We start from the raw sequence: 20,630 nt of genomic DNA, 5'->3' as shown, positions 1-20,630 counted from the left end.
CCAGGGTCTGTCGGTTTGCCAAGGCAGTGTGGTTCAATCTTAACCCATTGGGCGTCTGTCAGTACAAAGCGATCCATCCAAAGCTTGAATCACATCCGTACTGATTTGTGAATCCCCACAGACCCTAGTCAGTGAGATAGACGTTACCGAGCTTCATGAAACAAAGGAGCGGGCCCAGTATCTGGCGAGCCATGATGCTCTAACCGGACTATCGAACCGCACCTATTTGACCGAGCGTTTGTCAAAGTTGCTCGCAGATGCGGCGACAAAGGGTTTGACGGCTACATTATATCTCGTCGACCTGGACGACTTCAAAGCCATCAATGACACGATGGGCCACGCCGCCGGGGACGCCTTGCTGCAGCTTGTTGGCAACCGTCTGAAAGAGATTGCAGGTCCTCAGGACATTGTTGCGCGCCTGGGCGGCGATGAATTTCTCATCTGTCACCTTGAGGACCCGGAGGCCGAAGGTCCGGGCTGGTTCGGCAAATCGTTGCTCGGAAGCTTCAGTTATCAGCAGATGATCGATGGTCACCCGCGCAGTGTGAGTCTGAGTATTGGTTACTCACATTATCCAGAGGACGGCCGCTCTATCGACAACCTGATCCGGAACGCAGATCTGGCCCTTTACCAGGCCAAGCAGGACTCTAAGGAGAAATGCGTCCGCTTTCATGACGCGATGCGGCTCCGGCGGGATGAAAATCTTGCACTGAAAAAAGATATGGAACGAGCGATCGAGGAGGACGAGTTCGCTCTCTACTTCCAACCGATCGCATTGACCGCCTCCAGCGAAACTGTATCCGCCGAAGCGTTGATCCGCTGGCTTCACCCAGAAAAAGGGCTTGTTCCGCCGGATCAGTTCATTCCGCTTGCCGAAGACACGGGCTTGATCAACCGGATCGGCGCGTGGGTCTGCCGAAGCGTCGCGCAGGCACAAACTCGGTTCCAGCAACGCGGGTTTGATATCTCGATCTCAATGAATGTCTCGCCCTGGCAGTTGTCCGATCCGGAATTCACCGCGCTCATGATGGATTTGCCGGATATTTATGGCTGCGATCCTACGAAAATCATCCTGGAGATTACGGAGAATGTCGTTCTAGGCGAGATCCCGGACGCACTTACCGCGTTGAACGAACTCAAGATCATCGGTTACAGCATCGTCATTGACGATTTCGGCACCGGCTATTCGAACCTTGCCTATCTCTATAACTATCCGATCGACGGTATTAAAATCGACCGGATGTTCATCAATGACATCTCGAACGGTGGGGCGATCGTGAAATTGATCCTCTCCCTTGCAGACGCATTGGGCGCCACCGTGGTGGCCGAAGGCGTTGAGACCGTCGAACAAAGAGACTGGCTCACGGAAAACGGCTGCGACCGGTTCCAAGGCTACCTCTATTCAAAACCGGTCCCGGAGGACCGGTTCTTGGGCTTCCTGGAAAAACAGGCGAACATATCGTCTAAGTGACTTTTGCCCGGCTCTTGTATTCTGGCCGGTCCCAGCTTCCGGTCTCAAGGATGTCTGCAAGGATCGCAACGGCGTCAACCACGTCCTGATGAGACAGGTAGAGCGGCGTGAAGCCGAAACGCATCACATCCGGTGCCCGGAAATCGCCAATCACGCCACGCGCAATCAACGCCTGCATGGCAGCATACCCCTCCTCAAATCGGAACGATACCTGACTGCCGCGGGTTTCCGGATCGCGCGGGCTCGCCAGTGTTAGCTGCGGGCATTTCTCCTCTACCTCCTTAATAAACAATTCGCTCAAGGAGATGGACTTCTTCCGGATGTCAGCCATGTCGACATCTTCAAAGACGTCCAAAGCGGTATAAAGGCTGGACAGCGACAGGATCGCCGGTGTTCCAACCGTCATACGGTTCACACCATGAACAGCGCGATAATCGAGATCGAAAGCAAACGGCGCCTCGTGCCCCATCCAACCCGTGACCGGGGATGTCACTTTCTCCTGATGACCTTCAGCCACATAAAGAAATGCTGGCGCCCCAGGTCCTCCATTGAGGTATTTGTACCCGCACCCAATGGCAAAGTCGGCTTTTGCCCCTTCCAGATCGACTGTGATCGCACCTGCTGAATGCGCCAGGTCCCAAATCGCGAGTGCACCCGCTTGGTGAGCCTTTTCAGTCAACGCTGCCATATCGTGCAAACGACCCGTCCGGTAGTCGACCTGTGTCAGCATAACAACCGCAACATCCTCGGCTATTGCCGCCTCCACCTCTTCGGGTGCGACGACCCTCAACTCGTGACCTTTGTCGAGCAACTCGGACAAGCCGGACGCCACATAGAGATCTGTTGGAAAGTTCCCGTTGTCGGACAGGATCACCCTCCGGTCCGGCCGGAGAGAGAGAGCCGCTGCGAGCACCTTGAACACATTTACAGAAGTGCTGTCGCACGCCACAACTGAGCCTTCAGGCGCTCCGATCAGCCGGCCAATTCGATTTCCGACCCGCAGTGGCAGATCGAACCAGCTGTGTTCGTTCCAGGATTTGATGAGGCTCGTTCCCCATTCCTGCTCGACAACTTCGGCAAGCCGGGCCGGGACATTTTTCGGCAGGACACCAAGCGAATTCCCATCCAGGTAGATCACGCCTTCCGGTATCTTGAATGCATCCTTTTTCGTACGAAGGACGTCATTTTTGTCAGAAGGGTGCTGGGATTGCATATGGATCTCTTGTACCAGTTGGTCTGATTTGTTGGGAGCCGCACGCTATCAAAGGGCAACCAACGGAACAACTGTTTCCCCAAGCCGATGTTCACAGGAAAATCAGTCGTTTCGAAAATGTCGCAATCAACACAGAATTGCTCGTTATACTGCCATTTTGGGCGGTGAGACCTGATAGTTTTCGCCTCATCTGTCACACAACCGGTTCCCGGCAAAGGTAAGAGCACTCTGTAACGATGTTCATCAGCGTTTTTGATATTTTCAAGATCGGTATCGGCCCCTCCAGTTCACACACTGTCGGACCGATGGTAGCAGTTCACCGCTACGTTGATCGTCTGAGAGCCAACCCGACCGTATGCCGGTCGGCGTCACGCATCACAGTGACGCTTCATGGGTCTTTGGCGTTTACCGGAAAGGGACACGCCACCGACAAGGCGGTCTGCCTTGGATTGCTGGGCGCTACTCCGGACACGCTGGACCCGGACCAAGTCGAACCGATGCTGGAGCAACTGGCCGCAGCCCAGCGCTTGCGGATCGACGGTCTCTTTGACCTTCCGTTCCATCCGGAAAAGGACGTGATCTTTGACTACGGCCCCTCATTGCCACTTCATGCGAATGGCATGACCTTTCATCTTCTTGGCAGCGACGGCTCCGTACTCGACAGTTTTGTCTTTTATTCTATCGGTGGTGGCTTCGTCGCCAGTGAAGCAGAACTGCGCAAGACAACCAACGAACCGGTCAATGAGCTCGCCCGGCAGGAAGTTCCCTTCCCGTTCGCTTCCGCCAAACAAATGCTGGAGATGGGCCAGGACCATGGCCTGAGCATTGCGGACATGAAACTGCAGAATGAATGTGCAGACAAAACAAAGCAAGAGGTCGAGGCGGGCATCGACAAACTCTGGTCTGCAATGGACGCTTGTATCAATCGCGGCATCACTCAGTCAGGCATCCTTCCAGGCGGCTTGAAGGTGAAGCGACGGGCTGCTGACATCTACCAAAAGCTTCTCAAAGAAGGCCGCTCAAACCCTCCGTTTGAACACAATGTCGTCGACTGGCTGGGTGTCTATGCCATGGCAGTCAATGAAGAAAACGCCGCCGGAGGGCGGGTTGTCACAGCCCCGACCAATGGCGCTGCAGGCGTCATTCCGGCGGTCACCCGCTACTATCTTGACCATTGCCCCGACGCGGACGCCAATGGCATTCGAACGTTTTTGCTCACAGCTGCTGCGATTGGCGGCATCATCAAGTCGAATGCCTCGATCTCTGGTGCCGAAGTTGGGTGCCAGGGCGAAGTCGGCTCAGCTTCCGCCATGGCTGCAGCGGGGCTCTGCGCGGCACTAGGTGGCACCAATGAGCAAATCGAAAATGCTGCTGAGATTGCCCTGGAACACCATCTGGGCATGACCTGCGATCCGATTGCCGGCCTCGTCCAGGTGCCATGCATCGAGCGCAACGCACTCGGCGCTGTGAAAGCCGTAACGGCGGCCTCATTGGCTTTGCGCGGCGACGGCTCGCACTTTGTTCCGCTTGATGGCTGTATCGAGACCATGCGCCAAACCGGCATGGACATGATGGAGCAATACAAGGAAACATCCAAAGGCGGTCTGGCGGTCAACATCGTGGAATGCTGATACCCGCCCAAAAATTCAGATCTGCTGCAGACGGGTTTTGTGGGCATGAGCAATGTGAAGCCGGGCAGCTGTTTCGGCAACGTTGGAGTTGCCGTCGGCAATCGCGGTCACAATAGCTGCATGCTCTTCGACGGCCGTTTCCCGGCGCTCCGGTGTGTCGAGCGTTGTTCCTGCCATGAGGATCAGGGACAGGCGCAAATGCTCGATCTGATCGACGAGATAGCGGTTGTGCGAGGCAAGGCACAGGCGCCGGTGAAACTCCCGGTTTGAGCGGACCAGGCTGTCCGTATCGGTGACCCGTTTGCGGTCCGCATCCACCAAATCCTGAAGGATTTCGATCTCCGGTTTCGAGGCATGTTTTGCGGCAAGGCCTGCAGCCGTCCCCTCCAGAACTTCCCGCATGAAATAGACTTCGTTGATCTGGTTATGATCGAGCGTCGGGATCACCATGCCCCGGTTGGGTTCGTGCACAGCAAGGCCTTGCGCCTCAAGCCGCTTCAACCCCTCACGGATCGGCGTGCGGGACACACCGAAACTTTCGGCCAGATCGGCTTCGCGCAACCGGTCGCCCGGCTTGAGCGTGCGTTCTTCGATGAGGCCGATCAGCCGGTGATAGATTTCAGATCCGTTCATGCCAAATCTGATAGCCTGCGGAAGCGCTTATGCCAAGCCGATAGTCCGGCAGTGCACGAAGACGAGCTATGTGAATGAAATGCGCTGCCCCGGTCTTGAACCGGGGCCATGGTTTTTTGGCCCCGGCGCGAGGCCGGGACAGCATTGGCATTGTCAGGTTAGGCTTAGTGCAGCCGGACGCCCTGACGCTTCAGTTCGGTTTGCAGCAGAGCAATATCCATCGCATCGAGGTCGATGCCATGTTTCACGGAGATTGCAGCGGCAACGCCCGCGCCCTGACCGGTCACCGTGCAGCACATCATGTTCCGTGTGGCCGCATGGCTGACCTTGTCACCTCCGGTCGCACGTCCGGCAACGAGTAGATTCTTCACGCCCTTCGGCAGCATGGTACGGTACGGCAGCTGGAAATAACGGCCCGTGGTCGGCAGGATGAGAATGCCGTACCCATCGATGAATTCCGGGAATATGCCAACGCTGTCATCAAACCGGCCCTGCTCGCGAACATCGTGGCCGGTCATGTCATAGGCTGCCAGGATCTTGCGGGTGTCCCGAATACCGATGGTCATGCCGAAATTCCGCAGCTTAGCGTCTTCACAGCCCGGCTGATAGCGCTTCAGAGCTTGAACCGCGAGCATGGCCTGACGGCGGCCCTCGATCTCGTTCATTGTCATGGAATCCGGATCGGTCCCGTCGCACTCCGGCAAGTGCACCAGATTGAGATAGGTCAGATCTCCGCTGTCATAAACAGCGCCCCAGGTCCCGGAAATGGTCTGCAGATGGGCCGGAATAATACCGGCTTCCAGGGCCTGCTTGAACGGCTTCTTCAGGAATGGCGAGAACATCTTGTCCTCCTTGCCGGTGGTTTCCACCGTCCATTCGCCGCTTTCCCAGTCCTTGTAGGTGTGCGGATCGGCCTTAACCGCCTCCATGAACTTTTTCTTGTCGACACCGTTCATGGAAAACATGACAGACGCCGCCTGCATTTCCTCAACTGGCGTTTTTTGCGTCTCGGCCCCGGCGCGGTAGGCAATGTCGGCATCGCCGGTTGCATCAATGACGCGCTTTGCGAGGATCGCTTCACGGCCCGCCTTGCTCTCAGTAATAATGCCTTTGATCTCATTGCCGTCCATGATCGGGGCAGCGAAGGCACGATGCATCATCGGCCGGATCCCGGCTTCTTCAACCAGATTGTCGGCTACCAGCTTGAAGCCCTCGGCATCAATCGCATCGCTGTCGGATTGCGGTTCCGGGGTCGTTGCACCGGCTTCGCGCGCGCGGCTTTCGAATTCCCGGCCGACGCCTTCCGTATCAACGGTCTTTTCGTGCCGGTACCAGGCAAAGCCCTCGACACCCACTGCCGTGATGTTTCCGCCCAAACAGCCGAAACGCTCCACAAGCGTCACATCAACGCCGGCGCGCGCGGCGCCAAGTGCAGCAGACAGGCCGCCCGGGCCAGAGCCCACCACTAGAACATCGGTTTCATGAATGACGTCAATTTCGCGCGCGGGTTCCGTGATTGTCTTCACGATGCCTCCAAAACCTCTTGAGAAGCGGAACTTACTCTCCGGGCTGGTAGAGCCGTCCGCCAATCACCGGGCCGCTGGCTCCGGTCGTTTCCGGGAAGGTTGTCGGCAATCCGGCCAGCAGCCGCGCGCCCAAAAACGCCATCGCTTGTGCTTCAAGCGCATCGCCATCGATGTTGTAAACATCGGCCGAAACGACGTCACCGGACAGCTCTTCCTCTAATCGGCGGAGTAACACGGGATTATGGCGCCCGCCACCACAGACCAAGCACAACTTTATACGTTTTGGCAAAAGTGTTTCTGCTTTTGAAATCGCCCCGACCGTGAACGCCAGAAGTGTTGCCGCGCCGTCTTCAAGGCTCAATCCTTCAACGAAGTCTCCGGAAAAGCTGTACCGGTCCAATGACTTTGGTCCAGCCTCAGACAAAAACGGATGGGATAGAGCATCAGCAAGACGGTCTTCCAAAACTTTGCCTTGTGCCGAAATCTCACCACCAGCATCATAGTCACCAGCCCCATGACGCCGGATCCAATCATCCAGCAGCGCATTCCCCGGCCCTATGTCGAATGCATGTAGTGTTTCGCCATCTATGAATGTGAGATTGGACACACCGCCTATGTTCAAAAAGCAGATCGGTTCCTGCTCACCGCCGACCAGAGATCGCGCGAGCGCCTGATGATAGACTGGAACAAGCGGTGCGCCCTGGCCTCCGGCCGCCATATCTGCCAAGCGAACGTCGCCGATCACAGGGACCTTCAACGTGTCCGCCAACAGTTGCGGGTCGCCGAGCTGAACAGTCTCTCCTTTGTCCGGATCGTGCCACACGGTCTGCCCATGAAAGACGACAGCATCCGGCGCCAAACCGTTGCTTGCGAGATAAACGGAAATAGCCTCGGCATGGTCTTCGGTCACGGCTCGGGCCAGATCCGGCCAGGCCTCCCGGCCCGTTCCCTTCCGCGCCGCCGCTTCCAAAACACGCGTTCGCGTTTCCGGCTGGTAGCTGATGGTCTCAGCTACGCCAAACGCACTCACCTGGTGTCCGTCGGTTTTGATCTCAGCCAGATCAATGCCGTCGGCCGATGTGCCGCTGATCGTGCCGACAATCGACCAATCGGTCATAGAAGCGCTGCCGCCTGGAGGCTGTCCTCCGCAATGTCGAACATCTCATTGATCTGATTTTCGGTGATGATCAACGGCGGGCAGAACGCCATGGCGTCCAGCATGTTACGCGAGATCAGGCCCTTTTCGAGAAACACCGCATTTGTCCGGGCGCCCAAGGCACCGGGCGTCTCTGCCAACGCCTCGTGGTGAAGCTCTGCCGCACCGATGAGCCCGATCCCCCGGGTTTCAACCACCAGCGGGTTTTGCGCCAAACCGGCGAGCCGCTTCTGAAAAAGTGGCGCCATCGCGCGCACGTTGCCAACGAGATCGCGCTCTTCAATGATCTTCAGGTTTTCCAGGGCAACCGCCGCCGCAACAGGATGGCCGCTACCGGTATAACCATGACCAAGGACGCCAATCTTGTGCGATTCGTCTGCAATCGGCTGATAGACGTTGTCATTGATTAAGAGCGCCGAGATCGGCTGATACGAGGATGACAATGCCTTCGACAGGGTCATGATGTCAGGCTGCAGATTGTAGGTCTGGGTCCCGAACATGTTTCCGGTCCGGCCAAACCCGCAAATGACCTCGTCGGCGACAAACAGTATGCCGTATTTTTTCAGAACAGGCTGAACCGCCTCCCAATACCCGTCCGGCGGAACGATCACACCGCCCGCCCCCATGACAGGCTCTGCAAAGAAGGCCGCAATTGTCTCCGGGCCTTCAGCGATGATCAGATCTTCCAGATCCTGGGCACAGCGCTTTGCAAAATCCGCCTCGCTTTCACCGTCTTTCTTCTGGCTGCGGTAATGCGGGCTCGTTGTGTGCAGGACTTGCGGCAGAGGCAAATCGAAGGAGCGGTGATTGTTGGGAAGGCCGGTCAGACTGGCCGACGCAATCGTCACGCCATGATATCCGCGCACCCGCGAGATTACCTTTTTGCGCTCCGGCTGGCCCAGCGCATTTGACCGGTACCAGATCAGTTTCAGCGCCGTGTCATTGGCCTCGGACCCGGAATTTGTGAAGTAGACCTTGGACATCGGCACCGGCGCCATCTCGATGAGCTTTTCGGCAAGCTCGATCGACGGACCGTGCGTCTTGTAAGTGAAGGTGTGGTAGTAGGGCAGCTTTTCCATCTGACGGGCGGCAGCATCGACCAAACGTTTTTCCCCGAAACCGACGGCAACACTCCAAAGGCCGGCCATGCCCTCAATGTAGCGCTTGCCGTTGATGTCGGTGACATAAATTCCCTCGCCCTTGTCGATCACAAGTGATCCGGTCTCTTCTTGCTTCCGGGCATCTGCATAGGAATGAAGCTGGACCGCGACATCGCGGGCTTCAAGGGAATTTGGGAGCTGCGTCATGAACCGCCTCTGAGACCTTCTGGATCGACAATGACTTGAAAGCCAAGAGCAACTCAGTTCCGCCGCCCTAGCTGAAGCCCAAGCTAGAACCTTTCCTTTCAAACGGGAAGGGCTGAGTCATCGACCGGGTGTTAGCAAGCCTCAGACGTAAACCATTGTTGGTGAATTACGGGCCGCTCAGTTGGCAACAGCAGCCCGGTGTTCCGTCTCATGATACGGCACTACTTCGGCTGCTTGTCCAACGTTGGCAAAGACTTCGCCAACCGCAATCAATACCGGACCGTCTGTTGCCAAGCTCTCCACTCCGTCAGCGAGGTCTGACAATGCGCCTGACCAGCTGGCCGAATTCTGCCGGGAAACATTGGCCATCACCCGTACGGGAGTATTCGGCTGACGGCCTTCAGAAATCAACCGCTCGCTGATCCGGCTTGCCATGCGGCGCCCCATGTAAAAAACAGTGGTTGTTGCAGGATCAGCAAGTCCGGTCCAATCGACTGTATCGGGCAGCGCGCCTTGACGCGAATGTGCCGTTACAAAACGAACGGCCTGAGCGTGATCACGGTGGGTCAACGAGACGCCAAGTTCGGCGGCCATTGCAGAGGCTGCGGTAATGCCGGGAACGACGCTGGCCGGAATGCCTTCCTCAGCCAGTCTCGTCAGTTCCTCACCCGCCCGTCCGAAAATCATAGGATCGCCGGATTTCAGCCGGACGACGTGTTTGCCCTGTCCGGCGAGCGACACCATCATGTCGTTGATGTCTTCCTGACGGCAGCTTTCCCGTCCGCCGCGCTTGCCGACCAGCATGCGTTTGGCTTCACGGCGCGCGAGTTCCAGAACACTGTCGTCGACCAGATCGTCAAACAGGATGACATCGGCGGATTGAAGCGCCCGCATGGCCTTCAGGGTCAGGTTTTCCGCATCGCCCGGTCCTGCACCGACCAGTGTCACCCGGCCCTGCCCGACGTGAGCGGCCTCGCCGAAAACGTCTTCCAGATCACGGCTTGTGGCCTCTTCTGCGGCAGCCTTTCCGGAAAAGGCCATGTCGGTGAACCGTTCCCAGAACCGGCGGCGCTCTGCTCCCGGTGCGAGGCTTTCCAGAACGCGGGCCCGGATCTGGCCCGCAAGCGCTGCCCAGTCCTGAAGCGAGGTTGGCAACAGCGTTTCAATCCGCCGCCGGATCGCCTGACCGAGGATCGGGGCGACGCCATTGGTCGAGATGCCGATGACGACCGGTGAGCGGTTGACGATGGAGCAGAACTGGAACTCGCAAAACGGCGGATTGTCGATGACGTTGACCGGAACGCCTGCGGCCTTGGCGGCGCAATAAAAGGCCTGTGCCGCGCCGTCCGAGGGGGCATCGGCGACGGCAAGCGCTGCCCCTGAAATCACGTCCGTGCTCCACGGACGGGCATGGTGAACAAAGCGGCCCTTCACGCTGCCCCGCTCCAGAAGCGTTTCAAACACCTCGCTGAGCTCTTCGGCAAAGATGTGGACTTCTGCCCCGCTGGCGGCCAGAAGTTCTGCCTTCCAGGCGGCTGCGTCCGTTCCTCCGGCGAGAACCACCTTGCGGCCTTCAAGCGGAAAGAACAACGGCAGGCTCGCCAAAGGCTCGACCCTTGCCGCACGCCGTTTGGGGCGCAGTTCAGCTGGCTTGCGCGATGTCGGCATCTTCACGTGTCTCCTTGGCAACAGCGTCGAGCAGGGTCTGGATTTCAGAGCGGCAAGACCCGCAATTGGTCCCGGCTTTCAGGCAAGCGCCGATCGCCTTAACAGTGGTCGCGCCTTTGGCTGCTTCTGCGGCAATTTCCGAACTGCCGACCTGAAAGCAGGAGCAGACGATTGCGCCCTTGTCGGGAAGGTCAGCCGGTGGACGGCCCGCAAGAACCCGGAACCGCTGATCTTTGTTCGACGTTTCAGCGGTCAACAACCCGCAGGCCCACGGCCGGGAAACAGCGACGGGATCAGGCGCGAAGAAAAACGCTCCGGCAAGGTTTGCGCCGGTCCAGCCAGCGATCCTGAGTGCGCCCGTTGTGCCGTCTTCAAACCGCAGGAATTCTGTATCTTCGGGAAGGAGACGGCCGGCAAGATCTTCGGGATTGGTAGACCTGTCGCCCGCCAGTTCGACCCGCCAGCCGCCTTCTGTCGGCGCAACGGCCCAATATCCGGTATCGAGCTGATCCGGCTTTTCTCGCAAGACGGCGAAGCCATGCCAGGCAAATTCCAGTTTGCGAATGGCAACAGGTGTGAACTTGGAACCGGGCTGACCGGACACCGGATCTGTTTCCGGCGCCACCACGGCATCGATCCGGCCTTTGGAGCTGACCTGATCGGTCCAGTGCATCGGCACGAACACAGATCCTTTCTGCGCCCGGTCGGTGATCTGCGCCCGGACAACGGCAGACCCGTGTGGGCTTTTGACTTCCATCAGATCGGCTGCAGCAATCCCGGCATCGCGCGCATCTTGCGGGTGGAGTTCGGCGAAAGGCTCGGCAATATGCGAAGACAAGCGTGGCGTTTTGCCTGTCCTCGTCATGGTGTGCCAATGATCGCGGATCCGGCCGGTGTTCAGAATCAGCGGGAACCGCCGTTCGCGCTTGCGCGGTTCCTTGTGAGAGACTGCAATGAAATTCGCCTTGCCGTTCGGTGTGAAAAAACCACCCTTAGCAAAGAACCGCGTTTCGCCATTGCACACGGTTGCCCCGCCCTGCGGCCACTGGACGGGCTCAAGATCGTCGAATTCGGCTGCCGAGATGTCTTTCAGGGCACTGATGTCAAAATCCCGTGAGCCGTTGTTTCCGGCATTGGACAGTGCCGCGTGTTCCCGGAAAACAGCGTCCGGGCCATCGTAGTGAAACGCGTCTTCAAACCCCATCCGGCGGGCAACGTCCGCCAGTTGCCACCAATCGGGTTTTGTGTCACCGGGCAGGTCCAGGAACTTCTTTTGCCGTGAAATCCGCCGCTCGGAATTGGTGACGGTGCCGTCCTTCTCGCCCCAGGCCGCGGCAGGCAGAAGAACATCCGCATAGGCGACGGTATCGGCTGCCCGGGTCACATCGGAGACGACCACGAACGGGCATGTCTTGAGCGCTTCGGCGACTCCATTGGCGTCCGGCAGGCTGTCGACCGGATTGGTGGCCATGATCCAGAGCGCCTTGATCTTGCCGTCCCTTGCCGCCTGGAAAAGGTCAACCGCTTTCAACCCCTGTTTTGATGCAATGACCGGGCTCTGCCAGAAGTCTTGCACGAGCGCACGGTGTTCCGGGTTTTCGATCGCCATGTGAGCGGCAAGCATGTTGGCAAGGCCGCCGACCTCCCTTCCGCCCATGGCATTTGGCTGGCCCGTCGCAGAGAACGGGCCCATTCCCGGTTTGCCGATCCGACCGGTTGCCAAGTGCGTGTTGATGATCGCATTGACCTTATCTGTCCCGACGACCGATTGGTTGACGCCTTGGCTGTAGAGGGTGACCGTCTTTTCCGTCCGTGCGACCAGTGTGTAGAAGGTCGCGATGTCATGGGGCGTCAGGCCGGTTTCATCCGAGATCCGGTTGATTTCACAAGGACCAGCTGCCGCGAGTGTCTCTTCAAAGCCGTTCGTATGGGCCGCGATATAGCTGCGATCCAGGGCTTCTGTTTCGGCAAGGAAGGCCAGCAGGCCATTGAACAGCGCGACATCCGTGTCGGGTTTTAAACCAAGGTGCAGATCGGCGATGGCGCAGGTTGCCGTTTCACGCGGATCGACCACGACGACCCGCATGTTCGGATTGTTTGCCTTTGCCGCTTCGACCCGCTGAAACAGCACCGGGTGACACCAGGCAAGGTTTGACCCGACCAGCACGAGAAGATCGCAGGTTTCAAGATCCTCATAGGTTCCCGGAACGGTGTCGCTGCCGAACGCGCGCCGGTGGCCGGCAACGGACGAGGCCATGCAGAGCCTGGAGTTCGTGTCGATGTTGGCCGAGCCGATGAAGCCTTTCATCAGCTTGTTGGCAACGTAATAGTCCTCGGTCAGGATCTGGCCGGAGACATAAAACGCAACGCTGTCCGGCCCGTGATCTCTGATAGCTTCAGAGAATTTGCGGGCAACAAGGGTGAGCGCGCAGTCCCAATCGGACCGTTTGCCGCCGATTTCCGGATGAAGCAGCCGGTCTTCCAGCGACAGGGTTTCCCCCAGCGCCGACCCCTTTGAGCACAAGCGGCCGTAGTTGGCCGGATGATCCGGATCACCGGCAATTCCCACCGATCCGTCTTCCTTGAGTGTTGCCAGCACCCCGCACCCGACCCCGCAATAAGGGCAGGTGGTCTTGACCGTTTTTTCTTTTGATGTGCCGGTCATCGGGCGCGGCTCCTTGGGCTTTCCTCGAATTTTGATTGGATGGACGCGGTCAGCTTGCCGACCGGCGTGCCAGATCGTCGGCGGCAAGGAGCACCTTGCCGCCCTCGACTTTGGCGGCCGTCACCGGGACTGCGCCTTCATCGGCACCGGTTGCAAGACCCGTTGCCAGATCAAACACCCAGTTGTGCAAGGGACAGGTGACCGACGTGCCATGGACAATGCCCTGGCTGAGCGGCCCGCCCTTGTGCGGGCAGCGGTCGTCCAGCGCGAAGACTTCATCGTCAACAGTGCGGAACACAGCAATGCAGCCCGCATCGGTTTTCACCACCCGGGCGCCCTCGCGCGGGATGTCGGTAAGGTCGCCGATCGCGACCCAATTCTTCAGTTCCGCATTCATTCGGCCGCCTCCCGCGTGAGTACTGCCATCGGCTTGAACTCGTGCTTGTCCTTGCCGGAGACACGCTCCGACCACGGATCGACCTGGGCGAATTTCTGGGAGAAGACGAAACGGTCGTAGTAAGCTTGGCGCTTGTCCGTGTCGTCCATGATCTGACGGCGGATCTCGTCATAGCCGATGCGTTTGGCCCATTTGTAGATCCGCTCCAGATAGTGACCCTGCTCGCGGTACATTTGCGTGAGCGCGACGATATGTTCGAGGGCCTCGTCTTCGGTTTTGACGAGACCGAGAACCTCGGTTCCCTTGATGTCGAGCCCAGCCGCGCCCGCAAAATGGATCTCGAAGCCGCTATCGACACAGACAACACCGATGTCCTTGCAGGTTGCTTCGGCGCAATTGCGCGGGCACCCGGAGACAGCCAGCTTCAGTTTGGCCGGTGTCCAGGAGCCCCACATGAACTTCTCGATCCGGATGCCGAGCCCAGTGGAGTCCTGTGTTCCGAACCGGCACCAGTCCGTGCCGACACATGTCTTCACGGTCCGAAGGCCTTTCGCATAGGCCTGCCCGGACACGAACCCGGCCTTGCCGAGATCGGCCCAGACAGCGGGCAGGTCTTCTTTCCTGATGCCCAGCATGTCGATGCGCTGGCCGCCGGTGCACTTCACCGCAGGTATGTTGAACTTGTCGACGACATCGGCAATCGCGCGCAGCTCCTTGGAGGAGGTCATCCCGCCCCACATGCGCGGCACAACGGAATAGGTCCCGTCCTTCTGGATGTTCGCGTGGACGCGCTCATTGATGAAACGGGACTGATAGTCGTCCGCATATTCATCGGGCCAATCGCTGACGAGGTAGTAGTTCAGCGCCGGGCGGCATTTGGCGCAGCCGCCGGAGGATGTCCATTCCAGCTCTTGCATCACGGCCGGAATGGTCTTCAGTCCCTTGGACTTGATCAGCCGACGCACATCCGAATGCCCGAGATGCGTGCAGCCGCACATCGGCGTGACAGCGGACGGATTATATGCCTCGCCAAGGGTCACCTGCATCAATTGTTCGACCAATCCGGTGCAGGTCCCACAGGATGCCGAAGCCTTGGTGTGGGCACGCACGTCATCAAGGGTGGTCAGACCCTTGTCAGTGATAGCACCAACGATTTTTGATTTACATACGCCGTTGCAGCCGCAGATTTCCGCATCATCCGGCAAGGCTGCAACGGCCGCCGTAGGGTCCAGGGGGGCGCCCCCCTGATACGCCTGGCCAAAGATCAAGGTCTCCCGCATTTCCGAGACATCTGATTGTTTTTTCAAAAGATCGAAGAACCACGGGCCATCGGCTGTCTCGCCGTAAAGCACCGCGCCAATGATTTTGTTGTCCTTCAAAACGAGGCGTTTGTAGACTCCGGCGCACGCATCGCGCAGGACGATTTCCTCACGGTCTTCGCCTTCGGCAAAATCGCCAGCCGAATAAAGATCGACGCCGGTGACTTTCAGTTTTGTTGCCGTCACCGAGCCAGAGTACTCGGAGGCGCCACCAAGGAGATTGTCCGCTATGACCTCGGCCATCTCGTAGAGCGGGGCAACCAGGCCGTAGCACTGGCCATTGTGCTCTACGCATTCGCCGAGGGCATAAATATCCGGGTCGGCTGTGCGCATGGTGTCGTCAACGAGAATGCCGCGATTGACATCCAGCCCGGCCGTTTTTGCAAGATCGGCGGACGGGCGGATGCCGACCGCCATCACAACGATGCTCGCCTCGATCTCAGTTCCGTCATCCAGCCGGATACCTTTGACGTTCCCGAAACCGTCATCGACGATTTCATGGCTGTTGGCTTTGGTGCGCACATCAATGCCGCGGCGCCTGAATTCTTCCTCCAGAAGAAACCCGGCTGCCGGATCGAGCTGGCGTTCCATCAGCGTCGGCATCAGGTGAAGGACCGTGACCTCCATGCCCTGCATTTTCAGACCGGCCGCGGCTTCTAGGCCAAGCAGTCCCCCACCGATCACAACGGCGCGGCCACCGCCCTTTGCGGCGTCCAGCATCTGGTCGACATCATCGAGGTCGCGATAGGTCAGGACGCCCTTGAGGTCCTTGCCCGGTAACGGGATGATGAACGGGTTCGACCCGGTTGCAATGACCAGCTTGTCGTAGTCGGCGGCAATGCCGTTTTCCGATGTGACGGTTTTCGAAGCCCGGTCGATATCCGAGACCCGGGCCGACTTGTGCAGGGTCACGCCATGCTCGGCGTACCAGTCGTCACCATGGGTGATGATGTCTTCATAGGACTTCTCACCGGAGAGGACCGGGGACAACATAAGCCGGTTGTAGTTCACCCGTGGTTCGGCGTTGAAGATCGTGACGTCATAAGCGTCATTGTCCTGATCAAACAGATGCTCCAGCATCCGGCCCGGCGCCATGCCGTTGCCGATGATGACAAGCTTTTGTTTCGTCATGGTTGCCATCCCCCTTTCATTCCGCTGCTTCGATCGCGGCCTTTTGACGGGCCATGCGCGCAGCACGTTTTTCCTGGATGGATTTGAGTTGGTCTTCACTCGGATCCGCGCCGCCCTCATAGGCTTCAAGGAAGTCGAGAAGTTCTTCGCGGTAGGCGTAGTAATCCGGGTGAGCCAGCAGTTCCTTGCGCGAGCGCGGGCGCGGCAGATCCACCTCCATGATGTTGCCGATCCGCGCATTCGGGCCGTTCGACATCATCACCACCCGGTCGGCGAGCAGGATCGCTTCATCGACATCATGGGTGACGCAGATCGCCGTCACCTGGGTGCGCTTCCAGACGTCCATCAGAACGTCCTGCAATTCCCAGCGTGTCAGGCTGTCGAGCATGCCGAATGGTTCATCGAGAAGGAGCAGTTTTGGCGACAGTGCAAAGGCGCGGGCAATCCCGACGCGCTGCTTCATGCCGTTGGACAGATCAACCGCCGGTTTTTGCATGGCATCGGCGAGACCAACCTTGGACAGGTAGTATTCGATGACGTCGCGCTTTTCCTGCTTCGACGCATCCGGATAGACCTTGTCGACGCCAAGGGCGACATTCTCATAAGCCGTCAGCCAAGGCATCAGGCTCGGTGCCTGAAACACGACCGCCCGGTCGGGCCCTGCCTGTGTGACGTGCGTGCCGTCAAGGATGATGGCGCCTTCGGTGATCGGATTGAGACCTGCGACCATGGACAGAACCGTCGACTTGCCGCAGCCGGAGTGGCCGATCAGCGTGATGAACTCGCCCTTGTTCATCTTCAGATCGAAGCCATCGACAACGGTCAACGGACCCTTTGGTGTCGGATAGACCTTCTTGAGTTGGGAGAACTCCAGGAAGCGCTCGTCTTTCAGTGTCTCCGCAGCTTTTTCATAGACGACCGGCAGCTTGTCATCCGACTTCAACCGCTGGGTGATCGGAACGATGTTTGGCAGGACGATGTCACGTTCCAGATCCGCGCCGCGTTCGGCCCCAACCGCCATCAGATATTCGGTAATGTCTGCCCGAAGCTTGATGAAGTCGTCATCATGGTTGAGCTCGCCCCGGTCACGCGGACGTTTAAACGGAACCTTGAATTCCGGCCCAAGCGTGGCGGACGTTCCGGGTTTCAATGGAACAATCCGGTCTGCCAGCAGGATCGCTTCATCCACGTCATTGGTGATGAGAACGATGGTCTTCTTTTCCTGCTCGCAGATCGCTGCAAATTCATCTTGTAGCTTGGCGCGGGTCAAGGCGTCGAGCGCGGACAGCGGTTCATCGAGCAGTAGGAGTTCGGGCTGCATGGCAAGAGCCCGGGCGACCGCCACGCGCTGCCGCATGCCGCCGGAAAGTTCCGCCGGCTTGCGGTCCTTGGCGTGGGCCAGACCGACCATCTCGATGTATTTGTCGCAGATTTCCTTACGCTCCCTGGCGCTCTTCTTCTTGAAGACACTGTCGACCGCGAGGGCGACGTTTCCAGTGACCGACAGCCACGGCATCAGGGAGTAGGACTGAAACACGACACCCCGGTCCGAGCTCGGTCCATCAATCTCTTTCCCCTTGAAGATGATCCCGCCGGTATCCGGCTCGATCAGGCCCGCAAGCAGAGAGATGAGGGTCGTCTTGCCGGTTCCCGAGAACCCGACGATGGCAATAAACTCGCCGTCGTCGACCTTGAGATTGATGTCGTCCAGAACATCGGTGCGGCTGGCGCCTTCACCGTAAGACTTCGAGACGCCGGAGATTTCCAAAAAGGACATCAGGGTCTCCTTACCGGTTGGCCGAGAATGTGAAGGCGCGCTGCAGGGCGAACATCAGCCGGTCGAGCATGAACCCGATAAGACCAATGGTCAGAACAGCAACCATGATTTTCGCAAGCGACTGGGAGGACCCGTTCTGGAACTCGTCCCAGACGAATTTGCCAAGACCCGGATTCTGGGCAAGCATTTCAGCTGCGATCAGAACCATCCAGCCCACACCCAGCGACAAACGCAGACCGGTGAAGATCAACGGTAGAGAGGACGGCAGAACCAGCTTGGTGATGGTCTTCCAGGTCGGGAGTTGCAAAACGCGGCCGACATTCATGAGATCCTTATCGACAGAGGCAACGCCGAGCGCAGTGTTGATCAGCGTCGGCCACATGGAGCACAGCGTGACTGTCACCGCCGAGATCAGAAGGGATTTGGACAACCAGTCATACGGGTTCGCGTAAGTCGCAGAGACAATCATTGTGACGATCGGCAACCAAGCAAGCGGCGAGACCGGCTTAAAGATCTGAATGAGTGGATTGATTGCGCCGTTAAAGGTGCGCGACAGGCCCGAGGCAATGCCGAGGGGCACGGCAATGATGGTCGCGATCAGAAACCCGAGACCGACGGTTTTCAGGGAGGTGCCGATCTGGTCGATATAGGTCGGTTTGCCTGTATAGGTCCGGTGCTTGATGCGATCGGTTTTGCCTTCTGCGGCAAACTTAGCGTTGCGGGCGTCCTGCCGTTCATAAAAGGCATCCGCCTTTTCGCGTTCTCGCACATGGTCTTCCCAAAGGTTGACCGTTTGGGTCCAAACTTGCGCTGGCCCTGGCACAGCGCCAAGGGATGTCTGGACTTGCGGTGCGAGCGCTGCCCACATGGCAAGGAACGCCAGGATACCGATCAGCGGGATCACGAGCACCCGCTTCAGCTCGCCCATCTGTTCTTTCGGGCTATCACCAGCGGCGATTTTCAGGAGCGGGACCAGCCAGGAAAAGCCCAGCGCATCCAGCCAGCCACCGGCCTTATTGATCGAAGTAAAAAGTTTTTCCTTGCGGGCGGCCCGGGCAAGGTCCGGGGAGCTAGCTGTATCGGCATTGGCCATCGGTGGCGTCCCTTAACGTCTGAATTCTGGTGTTGGGGAGGTGGAGCGGCGGGCTGCATTCCGCCGCTCCCACAGTCGGGGATTAACCGCCGACCACTTCGTTCCCGTCGACAACCTGCTTGCCTTTCAGGCCGATCGGCAGACTGTCGATGTAGGCGTTCGGCTGTTTTCCGTCGTAGGCAATGCCGTCAATGATGTCGGCTGCCGGGGTCGGAGCACGGTAACCGTCGCTGTCCCACGGGAAGTCTTCCTCGGCCACATGACCTTCCTCGACCAGCATGCGGGCTGCTTTCAGATAGGTATCCGGCAGGTAGACGGACTTGGCGACTTCGTCATACCAGCTGTCAGGCTTGTGCTCTGTGATCTGGCCCCACCGACGCATCTGGGTCAGGTACCAGACGGCATCGGAGTAGTACGGATACGTCGCATAGTAGCGGTAGAAGACGTTGAAGTCCGGGATTTCCCTCTTGTCACCTTTTTCGAATTCAAAGGTGCCTGTCATGGAGTTGGCGATGACCTCAGCATCCGCGCCAACATATTCGGAGCGGGCCAGGATCTCGACGGCTTCCATACGGTTGGCGTTGTCGTTCTCATCGAGCCATTTGGCTGCACGAATGAGTGCCTTCGTGATGGCGAGCGTGGTGTTCGGGTTTTCTTCCGTGAACTCCTTGGTCAGGCCGAAGACCTTTTCCGGATTGTTCTTCCAGATCTGGTAATCGGTGATGACCGGTACACCAATGCCCTTAAACACAGCCTGCTGGTTCCAAGGCTCACCCACGCAATAGCCATAGATGGTTCCAGCTTCCAGAGTTGCCGGCATCTGCGGCGGCGGTGTCACGGAAAGCAATGCTTCGCCCATGATCTGACCGGAGATATCGCTTTCAGAATAGAAGCCCGGGTGGATATCGCCTGCTGCCAACCAATAGCGCAGCTCGTAATTGTGCGTGGAAACCGGGAAGACCATGCCCATGTTGAACGGCTTGCCTTCGTCGATGAACTTGTCAACAACCGGCTTCAGAGCGGATGCGCTGATAGGGTGTTGTGGACGCCCATCATCCATTGTCGGGATGTTCGGCTTCATCATTTCCCAGATTTCGTTGGAGACGGTGATACCGTTGCCGTTGAGATCCATGGAGAACGGCGTGACGATGTGCGCCTTGGTACCGAACCCGATTGTTGCGGCCAGCGGCTGTCCCGCCAGCATGTGCGCCCCGTCCAGTTCGCCGGTGATGACGCGGTCGAGCAGTACTTTCCAGTTTGCTTGCGGCTCAAGCGTGACGAAGAGCCCTTCGTCTTCAAAATAGCCAAGCTCATAAGCAACAGCGAGCGGTGCCATATCGGTCAGTTTGATGAAGCCGAAGGTCAGCTCATCTTTCTCGACATCGAGCATTTCAGCCAAAGCGCCGGTCGCCGGGACCAATGCTGTTGCAGCCAACAGAGTGCCGAGCGCGGCCCGCCGGGTGAATTTGAGTGTATCTCTGAGTGTCACGTTCTGTCCCTCGCAGTTCTTTTTGCGCTGCAATGCAGCATTGGAAGGTCAAACAAAAAGCCGCCGACTGATCCTGCGGGCCTTGGGAGGAGGAACCTGCAAGTCAAATCGGCGGCTTTGCCTGAACGCCCACCAATGGGCGCAATATCGTTAG

At 58.3% G+C, this 20,630-nt stretch carries 14 protein-coding genes; 2 read left to right on the top strand and 12 right to left on the bottom strand.

Annotated elements, in window-relative coordinates:
• Positions 1-88: 88 nt before the first annotated feature.
• Positions 89-1,471 carry a putative bifunctional diguanylate cyclase/phosphodiesterase gene (locus ACVDG4_RS19430; protein WP_447236337.1) on the top strand — a complete coding sequence of 461 codons (1,383 nt, stop codon included), beginning with the start codon at positions 89-91 and terminating at the stop codon, positions 1,469-1,471.
• On the opposite strand, the gene kynU is transcribed toward ACVDG4_RS19430, so the two are convergent.
• Complete coding sequence (kynU, locus tag ACVDG4_RS19425) at positions 1,464-2,684, bottom strand: kynureninase (protein WP_447236324.1); 1,221 nt, start codon at positions 2,682-2,684, stop codon at positions 1,464-1,466. The genes ACVDG4_RS19430 and kynU overlap by 8 nt on opposite strands.
• 236 nt (positions 2,685-2,920) lie before the next feature.
• Between kynU and ACVDG4_RS19420 the strand changes: the two genes are divergently transcribed.
• Positions 2,921-4,315, top strand: coding sequence for an L-serine ammonia-lyase (locus ACVDG4_RS19420; protein WP_447236323.1), 1,395 nt, complete (start codon positions 2,921-2,923; stop codon positions 4,313-4,315).
• A 15-nt stretch (positions 4,316-4,330) separates the two neighbouring features.
• On the opposite strand, the gene ACVDG4_RS19415 is transcribed toward ACVDG4_RS19420, so the two are convergent.
• From ACVDG4_RS19415 to ACVDG4_RS19365, 11 genes are all read right to left on the bottom strand, one after another.
• On the bottom strand, positions 4,331-4,948 hold the full coding sequence (locus tag ACVDG4_RS19415) for a GntR family transcriptional regulator (RefSeq protein WP_447236322.1): 618 nt from the start codon (positions 4,946-4,948) through the stop codon (positions 4,331-4,333).
• A gap of 164 nt (positions 4,949-5,112) precedes the next feature.
• Complete coding sequence (locus tag ACVDG4_RS19410) at positions 5,113-6,474, bottom strand: FAD-dependent oxidoreductase (RefSeq protein WP_447236321.1); 1,362 nt, start codon at positions 6,472-6,474, stop codon at positions 5,113-5,115.
• A gap of 31 nt (positions 6,475-6,505) precedes the next feature.
• Positions 6,506-7,591 carry an anhydro-N-acetylmuramic acid kinase gene (locus ACVDG4_RS19405; RefSeq protein ID WP_409688961.1) on the bottom strand — a complete coding sequence of 362 codons (1,086 nt, stop codon included), beginning with the start codon at positions 7,589-7,591 and terminating at the stop codon, positions 6,506-6,508.
• On the bottom strand, positions 7,588-8,937 hold the full coding sequence (locus tag ACVDG4_RS19400; RefSeq protein ID WP_447236320.1) for an aspartate aminotransferase family protein: 1,350 nt from the start codon (positions 8,935-8,937) through the stop codon (positions 7,588-7,590). The genes ACVDG4_RS19405 and ACVDG4_RS19400 overlap by 4 nt, the downstream gene beginning before the upstream one ends.
• A 177-nt stretch (positions 8,938-9,114) precedes the next feature.
• Positions 9,115-10,605, bottom strand: coding sequence for a siroheme synthase CysG (gene cysG / locus ACVDG4_RS19395; RefSeq protein WP_447236319.1), 1,491 nt, complete (start codon positions 10,603-10,605; stop codon positions 9,115-9,117).
• Positions 10,580-13,270, bottom strand: a complete 2,691-nt coding sequence (locus tag ACVDG4_RS19390; RefSeq protein WP_447236318.1) for a nitrate reductase — start codon at positions 13,268-13,270, stop codon at positions 10,580-10,582. The genes cysG and ACVDG4_RS19390 overlap by 26 nt, the downstream gene beginning before the upstream one ends.
• 49 nt (positions 13,271-13,319) lie before the next feature.
• Positions 13,320-13,667: a nitrite reductase small subunit NirD gene (nirD, locus tag ACVDG4_RS19385; protein ID WP_209172541.1), complete on the bottom strand. Its 348-nt coding sequence runs from the start codon at positions 13,665-13,667 to the stop codon at positions 13,320-13,322.
• Positions 13,664-16,117, bottom strand: a complete 2,454-nt coding sequence (gene nirB / locus ACVDG4_RS19380; protein WP_447236317.1) for a nitrite reductase large subunit NirB — start codon at positions 16,115-16,117, stop codon at positions 13,664-13,666. Before nirB ends, nirD begins: the two co-directional genes overlap by 4 nt.
• A gap of 16 nt (positions 16,118-16,133) precedes the next feature.
• Positions 16,134-17,894, bottom strand: coding sequence for an ABC transporter ATP-binding protein (locus ACVDG4_RS19375; RefSeq protein ID WP_447236316.1), 1,761 nt, complete (start codon positions 17,892-17,894; stop codon positions 16,134-16,136).
• Positions 17,895-17,904: 10 nt separating this feature from the next.
• On the bottom strand, positions 17,905-18,987 hold the full coding sequence (locus ACVDG4_RS19370) for an ABC transporter permease (RefSeq protein WP_306148318.1): 1,083 nt from the start codon (positions 18,985-18,987) through the stop codon (positions 17,905-17,907).
• Between the two features lie 82 nt (positions 18,988-19,069).
• Positions 19,070-20,476, bottom strand: a complete 1,407-nt coding sequence (locus ACVDG4_RS19365; protein WP_447236315.1) for a CmpA/NrtA family ABC transporter substrate-binding protein — start codon at positions 20,474-20,476, stop codon at positions 19,070-19,072.
• Between the last annotated feature and the right edge of the window lie 154 nt (positions 20,477-20,630).

This window comes from Roseibium sp. MB-4 (assembly GCF_053005265.1).
Note: the sequence above shows the minus strand (reverse complement) of the source record. Positions and strands in the feature narration are given on the sequence as shown.